Annotated in this window: 19 protein-coding genes; 10 read left to right on the plus strand and 9 right to left on the minus strand. The window is 68.8% G+C overall.

Annotated elements, in window-relative coordinates; translation table 11 throughout:
* Positions 1-52: 52 nt before the first annotated feature.
* Entirely contained in the window at positions 53-544 is a 492-nt protein-coding gene (locus tag ACGFNP_RS19945) for a hypothetical protein (protein ID WP_393320432.1), read from the minus strand.
* Positions 545-1,230: 686 nt separating this feature from the next.
* Between ACGFNP_RS19945 and ACGFNP_RS19950 the strand changes: the two genes are divergently transcribed.
* The gene (locus ACGFNP_RS19950) at positions 1,231-1,482 is read left to right on the plus strand and encodes a hypothetical protein (protein WP_358316552.1); all 252 of its coding nucleotides are present in this window, start codon (positions 1,231-1,233) and stop codon (positions 1,480-1,482) included.
* On the opposite strand, the gene ACGFNP_RS19955 is transcribed toward ACGFNP_RS19950, so the two are convergent.
* Both ACGFNP_RS19955 and ACGFNP_RS19960 read right to left on the minus strand, forming a co-directional pair.
* Positions 1,446-1,718, minus strand: a complete 273-nt coding sequence (locus ACGFNP_RS19955) for a hypothetical protein (protein WP_393320435.1) — start codon at positions 1,716-1,718, stop codon at positions 1,446-1,448. The genes ACGFNP_RS19950 and ACGFNP_RS19955 overlap by 37 nt on opposite strands.
* Positions 1,719-1,802: 84 nt before the next feature.
* On the minus strand, positions 1,803-2,051 hold the full coding sequence (locus ACGFNP_RS19960; RefSeq protein WP_393320438.1) for a hypothetical protein: 249 nt from the start codon (positions 2,049-2,051) through the stop codon (positions 1,803-1,805).
* Between the two features lie 106 nt (positions 2,052-2,157).
* On the opposite strand from ACGFNP_RS19960, the gene ACGFNP_RS19965 reads away from it, so the two are divergent.
* The 3 genes from ACGFNP_RS19965 to ilvA all read left to right on the plus strand — a co-directional run bounded on the left by ACGFNP_RS19965 (position 2,158) and on the right by ilvA (position 5,118).
* The gene (locus ACGFNP_RS19965; RefSeq protein ID WP_393320441.1) at positions 2,158-2,649 is read left to right on the plus strand and encodes a hypothetical protein; all 492 of its coding nucleotides are present in this window, start codon (positions 2,158-2,160) and stop codon (positions 2,647-2,649) included.
* Positions 2,650-3,067: 418 nt separating this feature from the next.
* The gene (locus ACGFNP_RS19970; protein ID WP_358316543.1) at positions 3,068-3,574 is read left to right on the plus strand and encodes a hypothetical protein; all 507 of its coding nucleotides are present in this window, start codon (positions 3,068-3,070) and stop codon (positions 3,572-3,574) included.
* Between the two features lie 290 nt (positions 3,575-3,864).
* Entirely contained in the window at positions 3,865-5,118 is a 1,254-nt protein-coding gene (gene ilvA, locus ACGFNP_RS19975; protein WP_393320444.1) for a threonine ammonia-lyase IlvA, read from the plus strand.
* 129 nt (positions 5,119-5,247) lie between these two features.
* Here ilvA and ACGFNP_RS19980 read toward each other — a convergent pair whose 3' ends face one another.
* On the minus strand, positions 5,248-5,910 hold the full coding sequence (locus ACGFNP_RS19980) for a DUF2306 domain-containing protein (RefSeq protein ID WP_358316537.1): 663 nt from the start codon (positions 5,908-5,910) through the stop codon (positions 5,248-5,250).
* 273 nt (positions 5,911-6,183) lie between these two features.
* Between ACGFNP_RS19980 and ACGFNP_RS19985 the strand changes: the two genes are divergently transcribed.
* Both ACGFNP_RS19985 and ACGFNP_RS19990 read left to right on the plus strand, forming a co-directional pair.
* A complete protein-coding gene (locus ACGFNP_RS19985) occupies positions 6,184-6,801 on the plus strand; it encodes a GNAT family N-acetyltransferase (protein WP_393320447.1) in 618 nt (205 codons plus the stop codon).
* A 723-nt stretch (positions 6,802-7,524) separates the two neighbouring features.
* A complete protein-coding gene (locus ACGFNP_RS19990; RefSeq protein WP_393320450.1) occupies positions 7,525-8,466 on the plus strand; it encodes a DUF5996 family protein in 942 nt (313 codons plus the stop codon).
* Positions 8,467-8,522: 56 nt separating this feature from the next.
* Here the strand turns inward: ACGFNP_RS19990 and ACGFNP_RS19995 are convergent, their stop codons facing one another.
* Positions 8,523-9,878: an APC family permease gene (locus ACGFNP_RS19995; protein WP_393320453.1), complete on the minus strand. Its 1,356-nt coding sequence runs from the start codon at positions 9,876-9,878 to the stop codon at positions 8,523-8,525.
* 5 nt (positions 9,879-9,883) lie between these two features.
* The gene (locus tag ACGFNP_RS20000) at positions 9,884-10,774 is read right to left on the minus strand and encodes a carbon-nitrogen hydrolase family protein (RefSeq protein ID WP_393320456.1); all 891 of its coding nucleotides are present in this window, start codon (positions 10,772-10,774) and stop codon (positions 9,884-9,886) included.
* 87 nt (positions 10,775-10,861) lie between these two features.
* Here ACGFNP_RS20000 and ACGFNP_RS20005 point away from each other — a divergent pair, with 87 nt between their 5' ends.
* The 3 genes from ACGFNP_RS20005 to ACGFNP_RS20015 all read left to right on the plus strand — a co-directional run bounded on the left by ACGFNP_RS20005 (position 10,862) and on the right by ACGFNP_RS20015 (position 13,154).
* Positions 10,862-11,593, plus strand: a complete 732-nt coding sequence (locus ACGFNP_RS20005; protein ID WP_393320459.1) for a FadR/GntR family transcriptional regulator — start codon at positions 10,862-10,864, stop codon at positions 11,591-11,593.
* A gap of 101 nt (positions 11,594-11,694) precedes the next feature.
* Positions 11,695-12,108, plus strand: a complete 414-nt coding sequence (locus ACGFNP_RS20010; RefSeq protein WP_393320462.1) for a hypothetical protein — start codon at positions 11,695-11,697, stop codon at positions 12,106-12,108.
* A 5-nt stretch (positions 12,109-12,113) separates the two neighbouring features.
* On the plus strand, positions 12,114-13,154 hold the full coding sequence (locus ACGFNP_RS20015) for a hypothetical protein (RefSeq protein ID WP_393320465.1): 1,041 nt from the start codon (positions 12,114-12,116) through the stop codon (positions 13,152-13,154).
* Between the two features lie 79 nt (positions 13,155-13,233).
* Here ACGFNP_RS20015 and ACGFNP_RS20020 read toward each other — a convergent pair whose 3' ends face one another.
* From ACGFNP_RS20020 to ACGFNP_RS20030, 3 genes are read right to left on the minus strand one after another with little or no spacing between them, the layout of a single operon-like run.
* Positions 13,234-15,162 (minus strand): serine/threonine protein kinase, encoded by a 1,929-nt coding sequence (locus ACGFNP_RS20020; RefSeq protein ID WP_393320468.1) that lies wholly within the window; start codon positions 15,160-15,162, stop codon positions 13,234-13,236.
* Positions 15,159-16,403 carry a hypothetical protein gene (locus ACGFNP_RS20025; protein ID WP_393320471.1) on the minus strand — a complete coding sequence of 415 codons (1,245 nt, stop codon included), beginning with the start codon at positions 16,401-16,403 and terminating at the stop codon, positions 15,159-15,161. The genes ACGFNP_RS20020 and ACGFNP_RS20025 overlap by 4 nt, the downstream gene beginning before the upstream one ends.
* Positions 16,400-17,023 carry a hypothetical protein gene (locus ACGFNP_RS20030; protein WP_393320474.1) on the minus strand — a complete coding sequence of 208 codons (624 nt, stop codon included), beginning with the start codon at positions 17,021-17,023 and terminating at the stop codon, positions 16,400-16,402. Before ACGFNP_RS20030 ends, ACGFNP_RS20025 begins: the two co-directional genes overlap by 4 nt.
* A 128-nt stretch (positions 17,024-17,151) precedes the next feature.
* Between ACGFNP_RS20030 and mycP the strand changes: the two genes are divergently transcribed.
* Positions 17,152-18,288, plus strand: a complete 1,137-nt coding sequence (gene mycP / locus ACGFNP_RS20035; protein WP_393320477.1) for a type VII secretion-associated serine protease mycosin — start codon at positions 17,152-17,154, stop codon at positions 18,286-18,288.
* Positions 18,289-18,297: the final 9 nt, after the last annotated feature.

An 18,297-nucleotide genomic window follows, 5' to 3' on the forward strand; every position in this document is an offset into this window, starting at 1 on the left:
TTTCCTCAGGGATCAAGGCGGCTGCGGCGAGTCTGTCGAGAGAAGAGATCCGTCAGGAGCACTGCAGGGTCATGTCGTCCAATCGGACGAACTGCTTGACCCCGTTGTCCTTTCCGAAGATCGCCTGGACGTAGACCTTGTCGATCCGGGTCAGGTTGATCCCGCTGGTCCTGATGGGCTGATAGCCCGAACCCGGGAGGAAAGGCGCCGTGCTGGTCAGCTTGTGCCAGCCGTTGGGGTCCCAGATCTCAAGGGCGACCTGAGCACCTCCGCCCACTGGCTGTGCGTAGATTTCCGCCCTGCAGTTCGACCGGTCCGGCCATGTACCGATCGGCACTGCGATGCGTTCGGCTGCCCACCCCTGGCCGGTGTACAGCCAGCCATCGTTGGCACCGGACCTCGCAAAGCCTTGGGCGATGTCGAAGTCGGCCCTGCCGTCCCCGCTCGTCAGCGGTTCCCAGCGCACCGAGGGATCGACCTCGAAGCCGTCGACGAACCGTGTGGTGGACGCTTGCGCGGTCACGGCGGGCAGACCGGCGAACATCAGCCCGACGATCGCCGACGCTGTGAGAAGTTGCTTTGTGCCGTTCATTGAGGTTCTCCTTTGGTTGTGAGGGAAATGGGCTCTCCCTCGGTTTCGACCGGGCATCCCTGGGAGTGGTGGGGTTCGTGGGTGCCTTCGTGGTCTGCTCCGACTGTGGCCCTGGGCGGCGGGTCCGCGGTATTGCTGATGTCAGGGATTGACAGCGCGGGTCCCGGTGTGCATGGCTCAGCCCATGAGGGCTGCGGTCAGTTCCTCGCGCTGGGGCCGGGGCCTGGAGCACCACCATCACCTCGCCGGTGCCGTCCTGGTCGGCGACTTGAGCCTGTGTGGCGACCCACCGTCCGCAGAAGGCCGACGGCACGCAGGTCAGCGCGCGACCGTTATGAGCGCCGGCAGCCCAGGCGGCCAGCGCGGGTTCCTGTACGAGCGCGTGCGCGGCCCAGTGGGGCGGCCGGCCGGACCTCGAACAGAGCTCCGTCAGCCATGCCCGCGCCTGCTCGGAGATGCCGCGCAGGCGTTCGCCGACAGGACGGCCGACGTGGCGACCGCCGCCGGCAACAGGACACCGCTCACGACTGCCGGCGAGAGCACCGTGACGGTCCGGGCTCGGTTGCCGCCGCCCGCCGATCCGGGGGTTCGGGCCGTTCATCGGCGTGCGCTGCGATCAATGTGGGAGACTGCGGGGTATGAAGCCCGATTTGCGCCTCGACGTTCCGGCGGACTTCGACGACTCCGATGCCGACGCGCAAGTCCATCCGATGGCCAGGTTGCTGTTCCCCGCGCGGACCGCCGCGGAGGCGTTCGGCAAGGCCCAGGAGTGGGTGGGGGCTCACAACGTATTCCTGGTGGACGTCTCGTGGGATCACCAGACCGGTGAAGCGGAACCGTTCGTCCTGAGCATCTACTTCGTCTTCGAGGACGAATCCGAGCCGGCGTGAGCCACGGCCCGGCGCGGGCGGTGCCGGATCTGGCCGGTGCGGGCGGCCCGCCGTAGCCAGAAGGTCGTGGGCCCCAGGCAGACCAGCAGCGCGAGCAGGCTGGCCTCGGGGCCGAACGTACCGCCGGTCAGCGCGGCCGGGCCGGACAGCGTGGCGTTGACGTTGACGAGATGCGTCGCGCCGAACAGCGGGGCGGACACGACCAGGGCGATCACGGTGCCGGTATGTTCCTCCACGATGCGGATCATCGCGACCAGCAGGGAGGCTAGAGAACGGAGCGGGCCATGCCATCCCACCGGAAGGGACATTTGGAATAGCTCTCACAGCAGGGTTTTACGGGTGATCCGCAGGTGCTCGATCGCTTCGTGCAGTTCGCCGAGGTGCACGGCCATGGCGTCAATCTCCGCCTGGGTCTGCTCGATCTGGCCGGTCAGGGCCAGCGACCGCGTTTGACGCTCTTGCCGACGTCGTCGCAGGTGGCGGGCCGGCGGTTGGGGATGCCGGGTGGACGTCCTGGGCCGGGCCGAGAGGGTTTGGGTGCGCTGGCCGGCTGGGCGAGCGCGGGACACAGGTTCCGAAACCCGCGCCGGACCCGGGCGGATAGTTGGGCATGCAGTCGCACCACTCGACCTGACTGGATGGCGACGCCGGGGCGGGGGTGGCATGCTGAAACCGGTGAGCATGATCAAAATAGCGGTCGCGTTCTTGGCGGTCGCGGCGCTGTGCTTCACCCTGGCCTACGGGTACGCGGCGGTGGATCTGACAATGTGCAAGATACGCGTGGCGCAACAGCGTCCTGTGCTGGAGCGGGACGTGACCCCGTTGCTGACCCGGTTGTTCCCCGCGGACTCGGTCACAGCCATCGATCATGAGGATAACTGCCAGTTCGAACCGGACCCTGACCTGACTCCCTCACCGAGCGCCAGCGTGGTCGTAACAGTGGCGGGTGTCCAGCACGTGCGGGATGCGCTGGCGGTGATGCACCGGGAAGGCTGGCGATTTGGTGAGCCCTTCGAGGAACTCGATCCGTTCGGCCAGATTCCGGAGCTGACGAAGAAGTTCTCGCACGGCACCGTCGATGCGGTCGTTGAGGTGATGTCGGACGGCGCCCCTGTGTCCGGCGGTTCCAGGGTGCCCACCTGGGAATTCGAGTTCAGCTATTTATGAGCCTCGAAAGCTCGGTGTGCAGTTGGGTCCCTTTCTTGGCGCCACGCGCCGCGCACCAGCCGCCGCAGCGAGCGCGGTCTGATCAACGCAGGCCGGGACTGGCAACACGATCGGGAGGACAACTCCAGGACGCGGGCCGGTAGAAAGGCGCATTGGGCAATTCCGGGGCATGCGGCATCGTTCAGCAGACTCACCCTTACGGCCTTGTAGTGATCAGTGGCGACTCGACACCGCACATGATCACTCAAGGCCGTCTTGCCGTCCGCGAAACGACCAACCTGCCACTCAGGGCAACGATTTTGACGATAAAGAACAAGCTGATCTTGCCTTTTACCTCTGGCCTGATGCATTGCCGCTCTGACCGCCCCCCGTGCACTCTGGTTCCCCTGGCCGGGGGCGGGGCTGTCATAGTCGTCAGATGGATCATCGTTCCCGCGCCTGGGCTCAGCGGCGGTTACGGTCGCTGGGTTGGCTGGAGTTGCTCAACGTCCCGCTGCAGGCGGTGGTCTGGTTTGGCGTGGTGGGGTTTCCGGTGACAGCGGGAAACAGCGTGGGCTTCGCGTTGTTCGCGCTTCTCTTGCTGGAGGGGGCCGGGTATTGGTCAGCCAAGCTCCGCCAGATCGCTACGCGAAACAGGTCTCTCCCAGGAGCCGGAGTCTTCGTGGTCGCCCGCAGGGGTAACGTTGCCGTGCTGGTGGCTGGATTGCTGTTCATCGTCTGGGTGGTGGTGGTCGACCCGGGGGCTGGAAGCTGGCCAGGCCTGGGGTTCGGGCTGTTTGCCGTGCTGGAGCATGTGAATTACTTCCACGTCCAGCTCATGTACGACACCGCTGAGGATCTCCGCCACCTGCGCTCACGCGGCTTGCGCCGTGCCCACCTGGCCCGCGATCTCGCAGTCCGGAAGCGTCGTTTATCGCGCCCCTGATGATGAACTGTGACTCCCGAGACTGACGCTCCTGCGCCGTCGGCCGGTTTTGTTGAGGTCAGTGGGGGTTTGATCGTTCGCGGGACATGGAGTCCCTGGTCGATCGCCGTCCGGCTGGGGGAAGACGGGCGCTGCGGGAATCGTCCGCCATAGTGGGATCGTTGTGACCTATGTGCTCGCCTTGGCGACGGGCACCGTTCCCAGTGATCCTCTGTTGGGCTGCCGTCGTCACTACAATGCGACGATGCCTCGCTAACATCCCTTGATCAACCGCTGTGCCTGGAGTACGCATGACCGACCGTCTCACCACCGCGATGATCAGCCAGGCGGCCGCACGGTTGCGGCCGGTGGTGCGTCGCACCGCGCTGGAGCCGAACCAACGGCTGTCCGACCTGCTCGGCGGTCAGGTGCTGCTCAAGCGCGAGGACGCGCAGGTCTGTCGCTCCTACAAGGTGCGCGGAGCGTTCAACCTGATCGCCTCGCTCACGGAGGAGCAGCGGCGGCGCGGTGTGGTCTGCGCGAGCGCGGGCAACCACGGGCAGGGAGTCGCGTTCGCCTGCGCGCGTCTCGGGATCAGCGGGCGCGTGTACGTCCCGTCCACCACGCCACGGCAGAAGCGCGAGCGCATCGCGGCGCTCGGCGGCGACCGGGTGGAAGTCGTGGTCGTCGGCGGCACCTACGACGAGGCGAGCACCGCCGCGCACGCCGACAGCGAGCACACCGGCGCGATCTACGTACATCCGTTCGACGACGTCAGGACGATGGCCGGGCAGGGCACGGTCGGCCTGGAGATCATGGCGCAGTCCGATGAGGCGCCGCACACGGTGGTCGTACCGGTCGGTGGAGGCGGGCTGATCAGCGGAATCGCCGTCTGGCTCCGCGAGCACTCACCCAGCACCCGCATCGTCGGCGCCGAACCCGCCGGAGCGGCCAGCATGCGCGCCGCCCTCGACCACGGCGGGCCCCTCGCCCTGCCCGAGTTGGACAGCTTCGTGGACGGCGCCGCCGTCGGGAGAGTGGGAAACGCCACGTTCCCCCTGGTCAAGGACTTGGTCGATGAGGTCGTCGCGGTCGACGAGGGTGCGGTGTGCACCGAGATGCTGGATCTCTACCAGACCGATGGCATCATCGCCGAGCCCGCCGGGGCTCTCGCGGGAGCGGCAGCCCGTGAGCTGGTGCCGTACTCCTCCTCCGCAGGGCCGCTGGTGTGCGTGGTGTCGGGCGGCAACAACGACGTCAGCCGGTACGGCGAGGTGCTGGAGCGCTCTCTCGTGCACATCGGGCTGCGGCACTACTTCCTGGTGACCTTCCCGCAGCGCCCCGGCGCCCTGCGGCACTTCCTGGACGAGGTATTGGGTGAGGGCGAGGACATCATCGCCTTCGAGTACGTCAAGAAGAACAACCGCGACACCGGCCCGGCGCTCGTCGGCATCGAACTCGAACGGGCCAGTGATCTCGACAGCCTCCTGTTCCGCATGAAGGCCAGCCCGCTCACGGTGGAGCGCGTCCCACCTGGCTCGCCGCTGTTCACCTTCCTTCTCTGACCTCCCGCCACGCGTGTTGGCGGTCAGGCGGGTGGTCAGCAGTTCGAGGCCGACCGTGAAGGCTGCTCGACAGTCAGTAGCTCCGCCCCGCCAGCAGTGCCGTCCACAGTTCCTCAGCATCCCGGCATCTCAATCTCGTGCTCTCGTCGACTCTGTGGGCCTCGACGCGCCGGAAGAAGTACTGGCCGCCTGGCGCGATCCACGCCTCCTGATCAGGATCTCCACCACGACGAGATTGACGATCCACCCGAGAGCCTGCCCGATGGGGATCATGGACTGAGCGTTGGCACTGATCGAACCCGCGTTCACCGTGTCGCTGAACGGCACCTGAGCCAGCAGCAACAGCGGCACCAGGACTCGGGAGGTGACGGCGAGGAAGGTGAGCGCGTAATTGCGCATCATCCAGTTCCGATGCCGTACGAAGTCACGGCGACGGGCAGCCTGGAAGGCCAGCCAGCCGGTAAGGAGCCACAGGGCGGCTGGGATCACCAGGCCGATCTGAGTGATGAGACGGCCCGAGAGCAGCGCCACCGGTATGGCGGTCAACCCGGAGGGCATCACCCCCGCAAGGAGATAACAGCGGCCGATCGTCCGGTGAACCCGTCTGCGTGCCCGGATCGCCGGAACGAACTGGAGAGGGCCGAGAACGAGCGCGACCAGCGCCGTGAGGACGTGCGCGACGAGCAGGTAGTAGTGCGCCCCTCCGCCCACGTCGAGCCGGCTGTCCTCGACGTCGAACCCGAGATAAGGGCCGACGAGCACGGCGCCGAACACAGCCGCAACGACCAGCATCAGCCAGATTCGGCGAGCTGTGGCCGGAGCAGCGCCAGCCGGCCTGCTTCGGTTGTGGGTCACGACTTGCTCCAGGTCGTCAGTTGATCCCGGAAGGGTGGTGATGCGGGGAGGCCGACCCTTTCCGGTTGGTGATCCGACAGCGATCATCATGCGGTGGCGGCCGACCGGCTCACATCCGTCCTGGGGCGGCGTCCCGGCTACTCCCATGGGCGTAGTTCTCCTTCGCTTCCGACCTTTTCTGTTTTCTGCCACTCGTTACGCTGCCGAGGCATGATCAACGTTGCATCCGAGTGGACCAAGGGCTGGGCGATCTCACGGGGGGCTGGAAAGCCGGTGGCCGAGCCGTGGGGCTGGCGCATCGAGGTCGAGGGGATCGGGCGATACGTCGTCACCGACCTCCAGTGGCTGGAGAAGCTGCTGCCCACCGTCACCGAACAGGGCGCCTGGCTCAAGCTCTTCGTCTCCCCCGAGGAAGCTGCGCCGTACCTCACCCAAGGTTGGGAACGCACAGACCCCGGCTTCATGATGACCGTGGACCTGGACCGCAGCGAACCCCGCTGCCCGGCCGGATACGAGATCGAGGTGGCCACCTCCGGAGCGGCCACCTTCGTCCGGATCCTGACCGCCGGTGGCGAGCAGGCCGCGCGCGGCCAGATGGGTTGCACGGGTGAGACCGTGGTCGTCGACAAGGTGCTGACCGAGGAGCCGCACCAGCGGCGGGGGCTGGGCACGGTGGTGATGCGCACCCTGCAGAATCTGGCCATCGACCAGGGGGTCAGCGTCGGCGTCCTGGGCGGGACCAGCCAGGGGCGGGCGCTCTATGAGCGGCTCGGCTGGCGCGTGGCCTCACCCCTGACTTCCTTCCAGTACGGCGGAGCCCAGCCCTAAGCGATCGCGCCAATTCACCGGAAGTCGCAACCGCCGCGACCTCCTGAGAGCAAAGTGCCGGGGTCTTGTTGGCTGAAAGGTCGTCCATGATGACGTGGATCGGCGCGCCGCCGGGGCACTCCACACGGCTCCGGCCTGGGCGTACACCGGTGGGTAATCGAGCAGACGACCGCACTGCTGCTCGGGTTCCGCCGCCTGCGCATCCGCTGGGAGATCTGGGACGACATCCACGAGGCGTTCATGACCCTCGCCGCCGCGATCATCTGCTGGCGACGCCTCATCCGCTGACGCTCACTGCGGCACGGGCGCGGTAGGACCAGGCCCCATGGTCGCACCAGGCTCAGCGCCAGGCTTCCGGCCAGCATCGCCATGGCGCAGAGGACGAAGAGATAGGGACTGCCGCCTTGCGCGTACCAGCTCCGGAACATGCCTTCGTCAGCCCAGAGGGGAACTCCCAGAGCCCACACCACGTGCAGCGGTATGAACCCGATTGTCGCCGAAAGCGCAGACGCGTAGGCCGCCCGGATGGCCCAACGCGGGGCAGGTACTTCAGTTCGCTCACTCACCATGTCCCCAGCGTCTCCGAGCCACCTCGGCCAGGGATCCCCCGCACGGATGATCAACGGGACGGTCGCCTATCAGCGTCGTCGCCCGCTAATGGAAGCTTGCCGGGCTCCCGCCATCGCATGGGTGGCGCCGCGAATGTGTGGGAACGATGGCGTCATGGAGTTGTTCACCGCCGTGCCGTCGGCCGAGTGGCGGGATACCAAGGCGACGCTGCACCGGTTCTGCCAGGTAGTGGGCAAGATCCGGCTCGCTTCGGCGTTCCGGCGCAACCACTGGTGGAACGCGCCGTTCCATGTCACCGGGCGAGGGATCACCACCCGTCCGATGGGGCAGGCCGACGGCAACCAGATCTTCACGATCGACTTCGACTTCGTCGGCCACCAGCTGCTCATCACCACGGTGGACGGCCGGGCGGTGTCGTTCGCGCTCCCTGGCCAGTCGGTGGCTTCCTTCTACCAGCACACCATGCGGGCGCTGGCGGCCCTGGACGTGCGGGTGGACATCCCCGTGCCGCGGCCGTTCGATCTGCCTGACTCCGACCGGCCGTTCGCCGACGACACCGAGCACGCGCACTACGATCCGGCCGAGGTCACCCGCTACTGGCAGGTCCTCAGTCAGGTGAACCTCCTGCTGGAGGAGTTCGCCGCGGGCTTCTCGGGCAAGATCAGCCCGGTGCACCACTTCTGGCACACCTTCGACATCGCCTGCAGCCGCTTCTCCGACCGCGTGATCGACCAGCCGGCCGGGGCTGATCCGGTGACGCGGGAAGCGTACTCGCGGGAGGTGATCAGCTCCGGCTTCTGGTTCGGCGACGACGCCTTCTCGGACCCGGCCTTCTACTCCTACACCGCTCCCGAGCCCGAAGGGCTGGACAACGAACCCCTGGAGCCGGCGACCGCGCGGTGGATCGAGCAGCGAGGCGGCCATCTGGCCGTACTGCGCCACGCCGACGCCCGGTCCGAGGCTGATCCGCGTGCCGCCGTGCTCGCCTTCTACGACAGCGCCTACCAGGCCGGAGCCCGGCGCGCCGGCTGGGACGTCGCCCGGCTCGCCTGTCCCGGCGGGGTCACCGATCCGGAGCTGCGCGCTGGAACGTGATGGACCGCGTACTGGGCGGGCAGCGGGTGTGAAGTCCCGTCCGACGCCGGGAGAGGTCAGGCGTGGGAGGCGGACTCGCTGCCCTGCTGCTCGCTGAAGTCGATCTCGGGCGGCGGGACGCGGAACAGCCGGGTCAGGTAGGCGAGGTAGACGACGCCGACGGCGAGCCAGACCAAGCCGAGCGTGATGGCGTGCCCGTCCAGCTGGGTGAGCAGCCACAGGTCGATGACGGCCCCGATCGCGGGGGCCACCACGTACGCCACCGGCCCGAGCCTGCGGCCCTCACGGCGCTCGCGCAGGTAGAGGGCGATGACGGCCAGGTTCACGAAGGTGAAGGCGGTGAAGGCGCCGAAGTTGATGAACGAGGTCGAGGTGGCCACGTCCATGCGCACGGCGATCAGCCCGACCAGGCCGGTGAGCAGGATGGAGAAGACCGGGGTGCGGAAGCGCGGGTGGAGGTAGCCGAAGATGCGATGGGGGAGCACCGAGTCGCGGCCCATGGCGTACAGCAGGCGGGTGGTGCTCGCCTGGGCTGCCAGGCCGGAGGTGAACTGCGCGACCACCAGACCCGCCAGGAAGACCGCGCCGAAGAAGCTGCCCCCGATGGTCTCGGCGATCTCCGCGGCCGCCGAGGAGGAGTCGGCGAACGCGCCGCCGGGGTGGACGAGCTGGGTCACGTAGGAGACCAGCACGAAGATGCCGCCGCCGATCAGCGCGACGAGCAGGATCGCCCGTGGGATGGTCCGCCGCGGCTCGATCGTCTCCTCGGTCAGCGTGGTGACGGCGTCGAAGCCGAGGAAGGAGTAGGCGGCGATGGCGGCGCCCGCGGCGACCGTCGACAGCGTGGCGCCGGTGCCGGTGAAGGGCGTCAGGTCGAACAGCGAGCCGACGCCGGCGCCGCCGACCAGGTGGCCGACGGACAGCAGCACGAAGAACGCCAGCACCAGGACCTGGAAGAGCATGAGCACCGAGTTGGCCCGGTCGGCCACCTTGATCCCCGCCAGGTTGAGCCCGCTGGTCAGCACGACGAACGCGACGATCCACAGCCATGAGGGCACGCCGGGGAACTGCGCCGACAGGTAGGAGCCGCCGATGAGCCAGATGACCATCGGCAGGAAGAAGTAGTCGAGCAGGACCGCCCAGCCGACCAGGAAACCCACCCGCGAGTCGACCGTGCGCCGCACGTAGGTGTAGGCCGAGCCCGCGACGGGGAAGGCGGCGGCCATCTTGCCGTAGCTGAACGCCGTGAACAGCATGGCGACCAGCGCGATCAGGTAGGCGGACGGCGAGGCGCCCCTCGTGGTCTCGGCGACCACGCCGAAGATGCCCAGGACGATCAGCGGCGTCAGGTACGCCAGCCCGAACAGGACGACGGAGCGCAGGCCCAGCGTGCGCTTCAGAGTGGGTTCCATGTCGATCACTCCATATCAGGGGGTGGGAAGCTGCCGTCCGGAGTCCATCGGGCAGGGTCGAGGCGCCCCTGGTAGAGGGGGAGCTCCAGTGAGACGTCGCTGTCGGTGAACTGCGACCACATGCGGTTGAGCCCGGCGGTGCCGTACCGCCTGACCCTGCTGACCTCGCTGAGGTCGAGCACGTCGGTGAGGACGGTGTCTGCCTCGCCGGCCTCCGTCCTGACCCGCCCTTCGGGGTCGACCACGAGACTGCGTCCCGTGCCGGTGGGCGCGGCGACGTTGACGGAGGCCACGAAGACCTGGTTGACGATCGCGTTCGCCCTGGCGAGCACCAACTCCTGGGCTCGGTCGGAGGTGGTGGTCAGCACGGGGTTGACGATCACCTCGGCGCCCAGCCATGCCAGGTGTCTGGCCACCTCGGGGAACCACGCGTCGTAGCAGATGGACAGGCCGATCCTGCCGTGCTCGGGCAGGTCGACCACGACGAATCGGTCGCCCGGCCGGTACGGCTCGCGCGGCCGCCACGGAAAGATCTTGCGGTAGGAGGCGGCCAGCTTTCCCTCAGGAGAGAGGACCAGCGCGGTGTTGTAGAGCGCGCCGTCCTCGCCGCGCTCGCAGACGCTGCCGGGCACCAGCCAGACACCCAGGTCTCCGGCGAGCGCGGCGAGTTCCGCGACTCGCGGTCCGTCCAGCGGTTCGGCGGCGTCGGCCAGTTCGGCGTCCCGCTCGGCGGGGCGTACCCGGCTGCCGACCAGGTGCAGCTCCGGGTAGACCACGAGACGGGTGCCGGGGAAGGTGGCCAGCAGGTCCTCCACCTGCTCGGCGAACTGGGACACCGGCGCCCCGGCGGGCACCGGAGTGGCCTGCGCGAGCGCGAGGGGTAGTGGCTGTCGCATGGTTCAACCTGCCTTCTGACCAGCACTTTCATGCTGTGCCGACAAAATAGCTCATATTGAGCTTTTAAAGCAACGTACGGTAGTGCCATGGAGGCCCTGACCGCGCTCAACTCCCAGGCCCTGGAGGGGCTTCGCCGGCTCACCGCGCTCGACACCGTCCGTGCGCGCATCGCGCTGGCCGTCGACCTGCGCCTGCTCAAACCGGGCGAGCGCCTGCCGCCGACGGCCGAGGTCGCGCGTGCTCTGGACGTCGGGGAGATCACCGTGCGCCGCGCGCTCATCGCGCTGTGCGAGGAGGGTGTCCTGGTACGGCGCCGCGGCAGGACCGGCGGCACCATGGTCGCCGACGCACCCACCGTCGGACAGGTGGCCGAGATCGAGGCCTACCGGGCGGCCACCGCCGAGGTCCACCGCCTCATCGACCACCGGGTGATGCTGGAGTGCGGCATCGCCCACCTGGCCGCCACCGCTGTCACGGCCGAACGGCTCGCCGAGCTGAAGACGCTGGTCGAGACAATGGATCAGGCCACCAGCTGGGCCGATTTCCACGCCAACGACGAACGCTTCCACCTGGCGCTGGCCTCATCCACCGGCGTGGACTCCGCGGCCGACCACTACGCTCCCGTCCTGCACCAGCTCTACCGCTACTACCTGCCCTACCCGCTCGACTACCTGCGCGAGTCGAACCGGGAGCACGCCGCCCTGGTGGCAGCCCTCGAACGGCAGGACCCTGTCGAGGCCGTCAGGATCGCTCACGCGCATGTCGACGTCCTGCATCGGACGATGTTCGTCGGCCTGCTGGCGACATCGGACGGGTAATTGAACGGCTCTAATCGCCAGGCTCCGGGGACGTTTTTCTGTCACCCTGATTCAACTTTTTCGCCCGTACGGAGTCGGCTGGAGCTCACTACTATTCGGCCATGATCTTCGACCTTTCGATACTCCTGAGAATCGGCCTGGCCATGGCCATTCCCGCGGTGTTCGCCTGCGCATCTGTGACAGTCGCGGCGCTGTCTGCCCCACAGAACCGCCACGTGCGCATACGCCGGCGATATGTGATCGGGGGATTGTTCCTGTCGTTCATCGGCGTCTGCATGATGGCATTCGGCGCGTGGTCGGCGCGTGAAGATTCGCGCTACGACGGCCTCATCTTGATTGGGCTGGTGCTGGTGACCCTCATAGGCGGAGGTCTGCTCCTTCTCGGTTTCGGCCCGTTCGCCTCGCGACTGCTGGAATCCTCGGTCGGTACGCGGAACAGCTACCGCTGCCCGTTCGCCTGGCGGCCCGCGACCTGGCCGGACGTCGCGCGGCTACGGCTCCCGCGATCACGATGACCGCGATGGCGACGAGCTTCGGCATCGCGCTGGCGATCATCGCGGTCGGCATGACGGCGCAGGACAGGGCCGACTACTCCTCCAGCGCCCGGCCCGGCACCCTCGTGGTGAGGTTTTTCTCGGGAGAGCAGGCCGGTGCCGTACGTGCGGCGATTCAGCAGGAGTTACCCGGAGTGCCCATCGCCCAGAGGGAGGGTCCGCGTGAATACCGACACTTCAGCGCGTCCGCCGAGAGCGTCGGCCTGCTGGAAGAGTCCGTCTACCCGCACGAAGTCATCGGCGACGAGGCACTACTGCGGTATATCACCGGCGACCAGTCGACGCCGTACGACGAGGGCAGGGCCGTGGTGGTCACGACCGCCGACGTGAAGGTCGACTCGGTCACGATCCGCTACGACGTGACCGGGAACAACGGCCCGCTGGCGAGCAAGAGCATTCCGGCGATCGGCGCCAGAACCATCGACCCCAATATGCAGACGATCTTCGTCCCGGCGAAGGTAGTCCGGGACCTCGGCTATCAACTGGAGCCGGACGAGCTGATCGTCGATCCCTCCCTCCATCGAATCTCGGCGAGTGAACAGGAACGGCTCGACAGCCGGCTGGGCGACGGCGCGCAGACCTATGTCGAGCGGGGGTTCCAGGCTTCGACCAGTTGGCAGGTCGTCGCCGTGGCGACGCTTCTCATCGCCCTGTACGGTGCATTGACCGCCGGAGACGGCAAGGCCACGAGTTCGCGATCGGGTCGGGTGCTGAGGCGGGCCGGTGATGGAACGGCCGCGACTTTCCGGTGGTTCGGCGCCTGCCGTGCGGGGCTGAGCGCGGCCTGCGGAACGGTGTTGGGCGCGGTCGCCGGGTGCCCCATCGGGATGCTGCTGATCTGGCCTTTGACGGCGTCGAACTCATGGGAGTCACCACCACGGGTTCCCTTCGAAACTCCGTGGCTGACGATCGCGGCCGTGGTCGTCGGGCTGCCCGTCCTCGCCGCCGCCCTCGGCGGACTCCTCACGCGTGCGCGAGTCGGCGGCGAGGCGACCGTCACTCCGTGATCAGCTGCAGTTCCCGGCCCGTCGAGTTCGCGTTCGCGGCGGCCCTGACCAGCTCTACGACATAGCTGAAGCCGATCGTTCAGGTGGGTGGGGTGGCCAGTGGGAGGACGATGGGCGGTTGGACCTGTTCGTCCTGGCCGCCTGGGTCGGTTTCCACCGCGCCGCGGATGCACAGGGACGGTGACCAGGCGACGGACGACGGCTGGCCGAGTCTGACCACCGTGCCGACCTTGAAGCAGTAGCCCGTGGCCGCCTCCAGGCCGCCGACGGTGAACGTGTTGCTGCCGCTCCGCATCGACATCAGGCGTTCGCCGGGAGACTGCTGGATGACCATGGGGAAGTCGCTCTTGCGCTGCTGCTTCCACGACAGCACCACGGACGAGCCGTTGTCGGTCACCAGCGTGAGGTCCTTGGGGCGCTGCGCACTCATCGCGGCCGCGTCCAGGGTCTTGGTGGGGCGGGCGATGGAGGGCCGGGCGGTGGGTGGCGGGGTCGGGGCGGTCGAGTCGGGTGGGTTGGCGGTCGTCGTGGGGGCGGTGCCTCCGGTCGTGGCGGGGGCGGCGCCTCCGGTGGTGGCGGACTGGGGCTCCAGGGTGATGCGCGGTGGGGTCTGTGGGCGGTCGTTCATAGCGGCGGCGACGCTGGCCGCGCCGATCAGTACGGCCAGGCCGGAGGTGCCGGCGATGAACAGGGGGACCTTCCTGCTCCTGCGCCGTGGCTCCGCCGGTGCCTGCGGCTCCGCCGTACCCTGCCGGGACTGGTAGGAGGACGGGTAGAGCGGCCGGGGCGGGGCCGGAAGCGACGCCGAGCGGTCGGGGTCGACGGTCCACACGAGAGCACGCGGCACCGACGCCTCAGCGGCCACCGGCATCGACGACCCAGCCTGCGAAGCGCCCGGTAGAGGTCCCGGTCCGGCCGGCAGGGCGCTCGCCCCGCTTTGAGCGGCGCCCGGCAAGGACCCGGGCCCGGTATGTGACAGGCCGGCCACGAGCGGCGGTCCGACATACGAAGGGCCCGATCCGGTCAGCGAAGGCGGCGGGCCAGGCACGGCCCGCGGGGGTGGCAAGCCCGGTCCGTCCTGCGATGGCGGCACGTCCGGCGCGAGCAGCGGTCCAACATACGAAAGGCCCGATCCGGGCTGCGAGGGTGGCAGACCCGGTTCGGGGTGCGGTGGTGGCAGGAGGGACTGCGGGGCGGCCGGTAGGGCCGTCTGGGCGAATCGGTCGGCGAGGTCGGCGGCCGTGGGGCGGGTGTCGGGGGTTTTGGACATCGCCTGGTGGACGGCGGTCACGAGGTCGGGTGGCAGGTTGCGGTGCGCCAGGGGCGGCGGTTCCTCGCTCAGGACGCCGAAGACGAACCGGGCCGAGGTGTCCGGACCGTCCAGGGCGAACGCGGGCCGCCCGGCCAGCAGTTCGTACAGCATCGACCCGAACGAGTACACGTCCGACGCGGGACTGGCCGAGCGGCCTTCGAGCAGTTCGGGCGGGGTGTGGACGGAGACGGACGTACCGTCGGGGAGTTCGGCCAGCGACATCAGCCCGCTCATGCCGTACCCGGTCAGGGCGGGCTCGCCGTGCTCGGGCAGGACCACGTTCTCCGGCCGTATGTCGCCGTGGACGCCGCCCGCCGCATGGGTGGCGGCGAGCGCGCTCGCCACGGCGCGGGCGATGCGCAGTGCCTCGGCGGGGGGCGCGGGCAGGCTCCGGCCGGGCCGTTCGGCCAGTGTGCAGCCTCCGGGCAGGTGGGTCACCAGGTACGGGCGGCCGTCGGCGGTGGTGCCCAGGTCGAGTACGGGGATCACGTTCGGGTGGACGGCGAGCGCCTCGGGGAAGCGGAAGCCGCGCAGCAGGGGCTTGAGCCTGCGCTTGTCCACCCGGCGGCAGGCCAGCGTCCGCAGCAGCACCGAGGCGCCGTCGCGGTCGGCCGTCGCGAGGTACGCGCTCCACGGCCCGTCTTGCCCGGCCCGCTCCTGGAGCCGGTAGCCGCGGACCTTCTCCGTCACCGTCATGCGATCACTGCGGGACCGCCCAGGTCATCGGTCTCGAACGCCTCGTCCTCGATCATCGGGAACCGGGTCCGCTCGCGATCCTGCTCCTGGCCGTTGGCGCCGCCCATGCCCGGCGGATACATGCCCATCCCCATGCCGCCGGTCCCGGCCCGCACGCCCGCGCCGCCGCCCGTCAGCCCGCCCGCGCCCTGTGCCGCCGTCGTGGCGGTGCCGATCCCTGACGGGCTCAGCGGGCCGGTCGTGGGTACGCCGGTGTTCACCCGGTTGGCCAGGTCGGGCGTCATGGTGTCCGGAAAGCCGGCCAGGTTCGCCTTGGTGTCGGGCAGGGCCGGGGTCTTGAGGTCGCCGGGGTTCTTGAGGTCCGGGGTCTGGGGTGTCTGGAGGTCGGGGGTCTTGAGGTCGGGGGTCTTGAGGTCGGGGGTCTTGAGGTCGCCCGGATTCTTCAGGTCCGGATTCTGGGCGCCGCTGGGATCGGAAAGGCTCGGGTTCTGGGCGCCGTTGGGGTCAGGAAGGTTCGGGTCGGTCAGCCCTGGTTGGTCACCGACGCCGGACAGGCTGGGATCGTTCATGCCGGGCAGGCTGGAGTACGGGCTGCCGAGGCCCGAGTACGGGTCGGAGACGCCGCCGAGCCGGCCGTTGCCGCCCAGGCCGTCGAGGCCGGGCAGGTGCGCGGGAGTGACACCCGCACCGGGTGGCGGAGCCGCGCGCTGCTCCAGCTCGGGGGCGATCCGGTCGTAGACCACGCCCATGAACCTGTTGAGCTGCCGCAGATGGTGGCGGGCAAGGGCGTGCGCGTTGCCGTCGGTGCCGAACACGCTGTCACGGAGATCGTCGTCCCAGCCCGCGCTCCCGACCTGGGGAACGTTGTCGCGGAAGAAGGGCAGCACATCACGCCCGTACCAGATGAGGGGCTTGGCGATGGTCTGCGCGCTGTAGTTCACCGCGGCCAGGTCCTTCTGGAGCTCGCCGATCTTCTTGAAGACGCCCTCCAGAGGTTCCCCGCCCAGGGATGCGGCGATGCGCCCCGCCTCTGTCTGCAGGTTCTTCATCGCTTCCTCGCAGCTCGCGGCCAGGGTGTCGTAGTTGTGGCCGGCGTCCTCGATCTTCCGCGGGTTGGTGTTGTTGCGGATGAGGTCGACGATGCCCTGGCTGTTCTCGCTGTCACCCTTGGTCGTGGCGATGTCGTCAGGCAAGGGACGGGTGCCGTCCCTGAGCTGGTAAAGGGTGTAGCTGCCGGTCATGTCGCCGTCCTGCGCAGGCCGTCGGCCACGGCCCGGTCGGCGTCCATGGCCGCCTTCACGGTCTGGTCGAGCGTTTCCAGGATGGCCTCGTAAACCGAGCAGAGCTGGGTGACGGCGCCGCTGAGGCTGTGCTGCGCCTTGTCGGTGGTCAGCTTCAGGTCGGTGGCGGCCTGCCAGGTGCCCAGGTCGCGCTCGGTCAGTGTGGAGCGGGTGACGAGCACCTCCAGGCTCGGTGTGCCGCCCAGTCCCCTGAGCCGGTCCAGGTCGGCGCGGAGCTTCTCGACGGGCGAGTCAGGACGCGGTTTGCCGGTCTCCGGGTCCACGAAGTCGCCGATCTTGATGAACATCTCCTTCTTCGCGGTGCCCGGGTCGACGCGGTATCGGGTCAGCAACTCATCGCGCGTCGTCTCGGAGACCCGTGGCCGGGCGGTCGGCGGGTATGTTCCGGTCCCGTAATCCTGCAGGTAGTCGGTGTACTCTTCCTCGGTGTTGATGGGGTCCAGCTGTGTCTCGTAGACCCTCCCGTCCTCGCCCGACTCGACGCCAATGCGCTGGTCTCTCGGGAGGCCGAGGCCATCCCTGGTGTCATCCCGCTCGCTGCCGTCGTCAGGTGTCGGCATGAATCTCTCCCCGGATATCGGTCCGCGCCCATCCCTTCTGTATCCCGCGCCGACCGTACCGGGGCTTCACTTCAAAGAATTTGAAACGGAATCCGGCTTACCGCCCAAGGCAGGCAAAATCCCATTACATGGCCATTTCCTGGGCCGGTACCACCGCCTTCGCCCTGGTGCTCGCCGTCACGCCCGCCGGCGCCGCGACGGCCGGCACCGCCGCCCCGCCGTGTAATCCCGAGGCCGGGGTCCAGGACGTCAGCGGCAAGCCCTGGCCACAGGATCGGCTGCGCTTCCAGCGGGTGTGGCGGCTGACCCGGGGCGAGGGCGTCACCGTCGCGGTCGTCGACAGCGGCGTGGACACGCGGCACCCGCAGCTCGCCGGAGTGGTCACCGTCTCCGAGGACCTGACCGGCACGGACCAGCGGGACTGCGTGGGCCACGGTACGGCCGTGGCGGGCATCATCGCCGGCCGCGACCTCACCTCGCGTGGCGTACCGTTCCTCGGCGTCGCACCGGGCGCGCGGATCCTGTCGATCAAGCAGACCGCGACGAACGACGGCGCGGTATCGCTGCTGGCCCGAGGCATCAGACGGGCCGCCGAGCTGGGCGCGAAGGTCATCAACGTATCCGTGGAGGCGCACGACCAGCCGGAGCTCAAGTCGGCCGTCGCCTACGCGCAGAGCAGGGACGCGGTGATCGTCGCGGCGGCGGGCAACGTGAAGCGGGAGGACGGCGAGGTGACGCCCTCCTACCCGGCGAACTACCCCGGCGTCATCGCGGTCGGCGCGGCCTCCCCCGACGGCACGAAATCGGCGTTCTCCAACGGCACCACCAGGGTCTCCGTCACCGCGCCCGGATCGGCGATCACCAGCACATGGACGGGCGGCGGCTACCGGACCGATCTCGACGGCACCAGCTTCGCCGCCCCGTACGTCTCGGGGGTGGTGGCCCTGGTCAGAGCCAGGCATCCGGAGCTCGATCTCTGGCAGGTCAAGCGCCGCGTGGAGGCGACGGCCGAGGGCGGCGGCGCCAGCGGAACCGGCGCGGGCATGGTCAACCCGCTGCTCGCGGTGACCGCCGTACTGCCCGGCACCGAGGAGAAGGCGGGCGGCGCCGCGCCGGTCGTCGTGGCCAAGGCCGCCGTCCCCGACCCGCGCACGCGCGGGCTGGCCGTCGGCATCGCGGGAGGCACGGTGGCGGTGACCGGGCTGGTGGTGTTCGCGGCGATCATGCTGCCCCGGGCGAGGCGCCGGGGCTGGCGTGCCGGGTGATCCAACATT

The organism is Nonomuraea sp. NPDC049269, from assembly GCF_043197155.1.
GTDB lineage: Bacteria > Actinomycetota > Actinomycetes > Streptosporangiales > Streptosporangiaceae > Nonomuraea.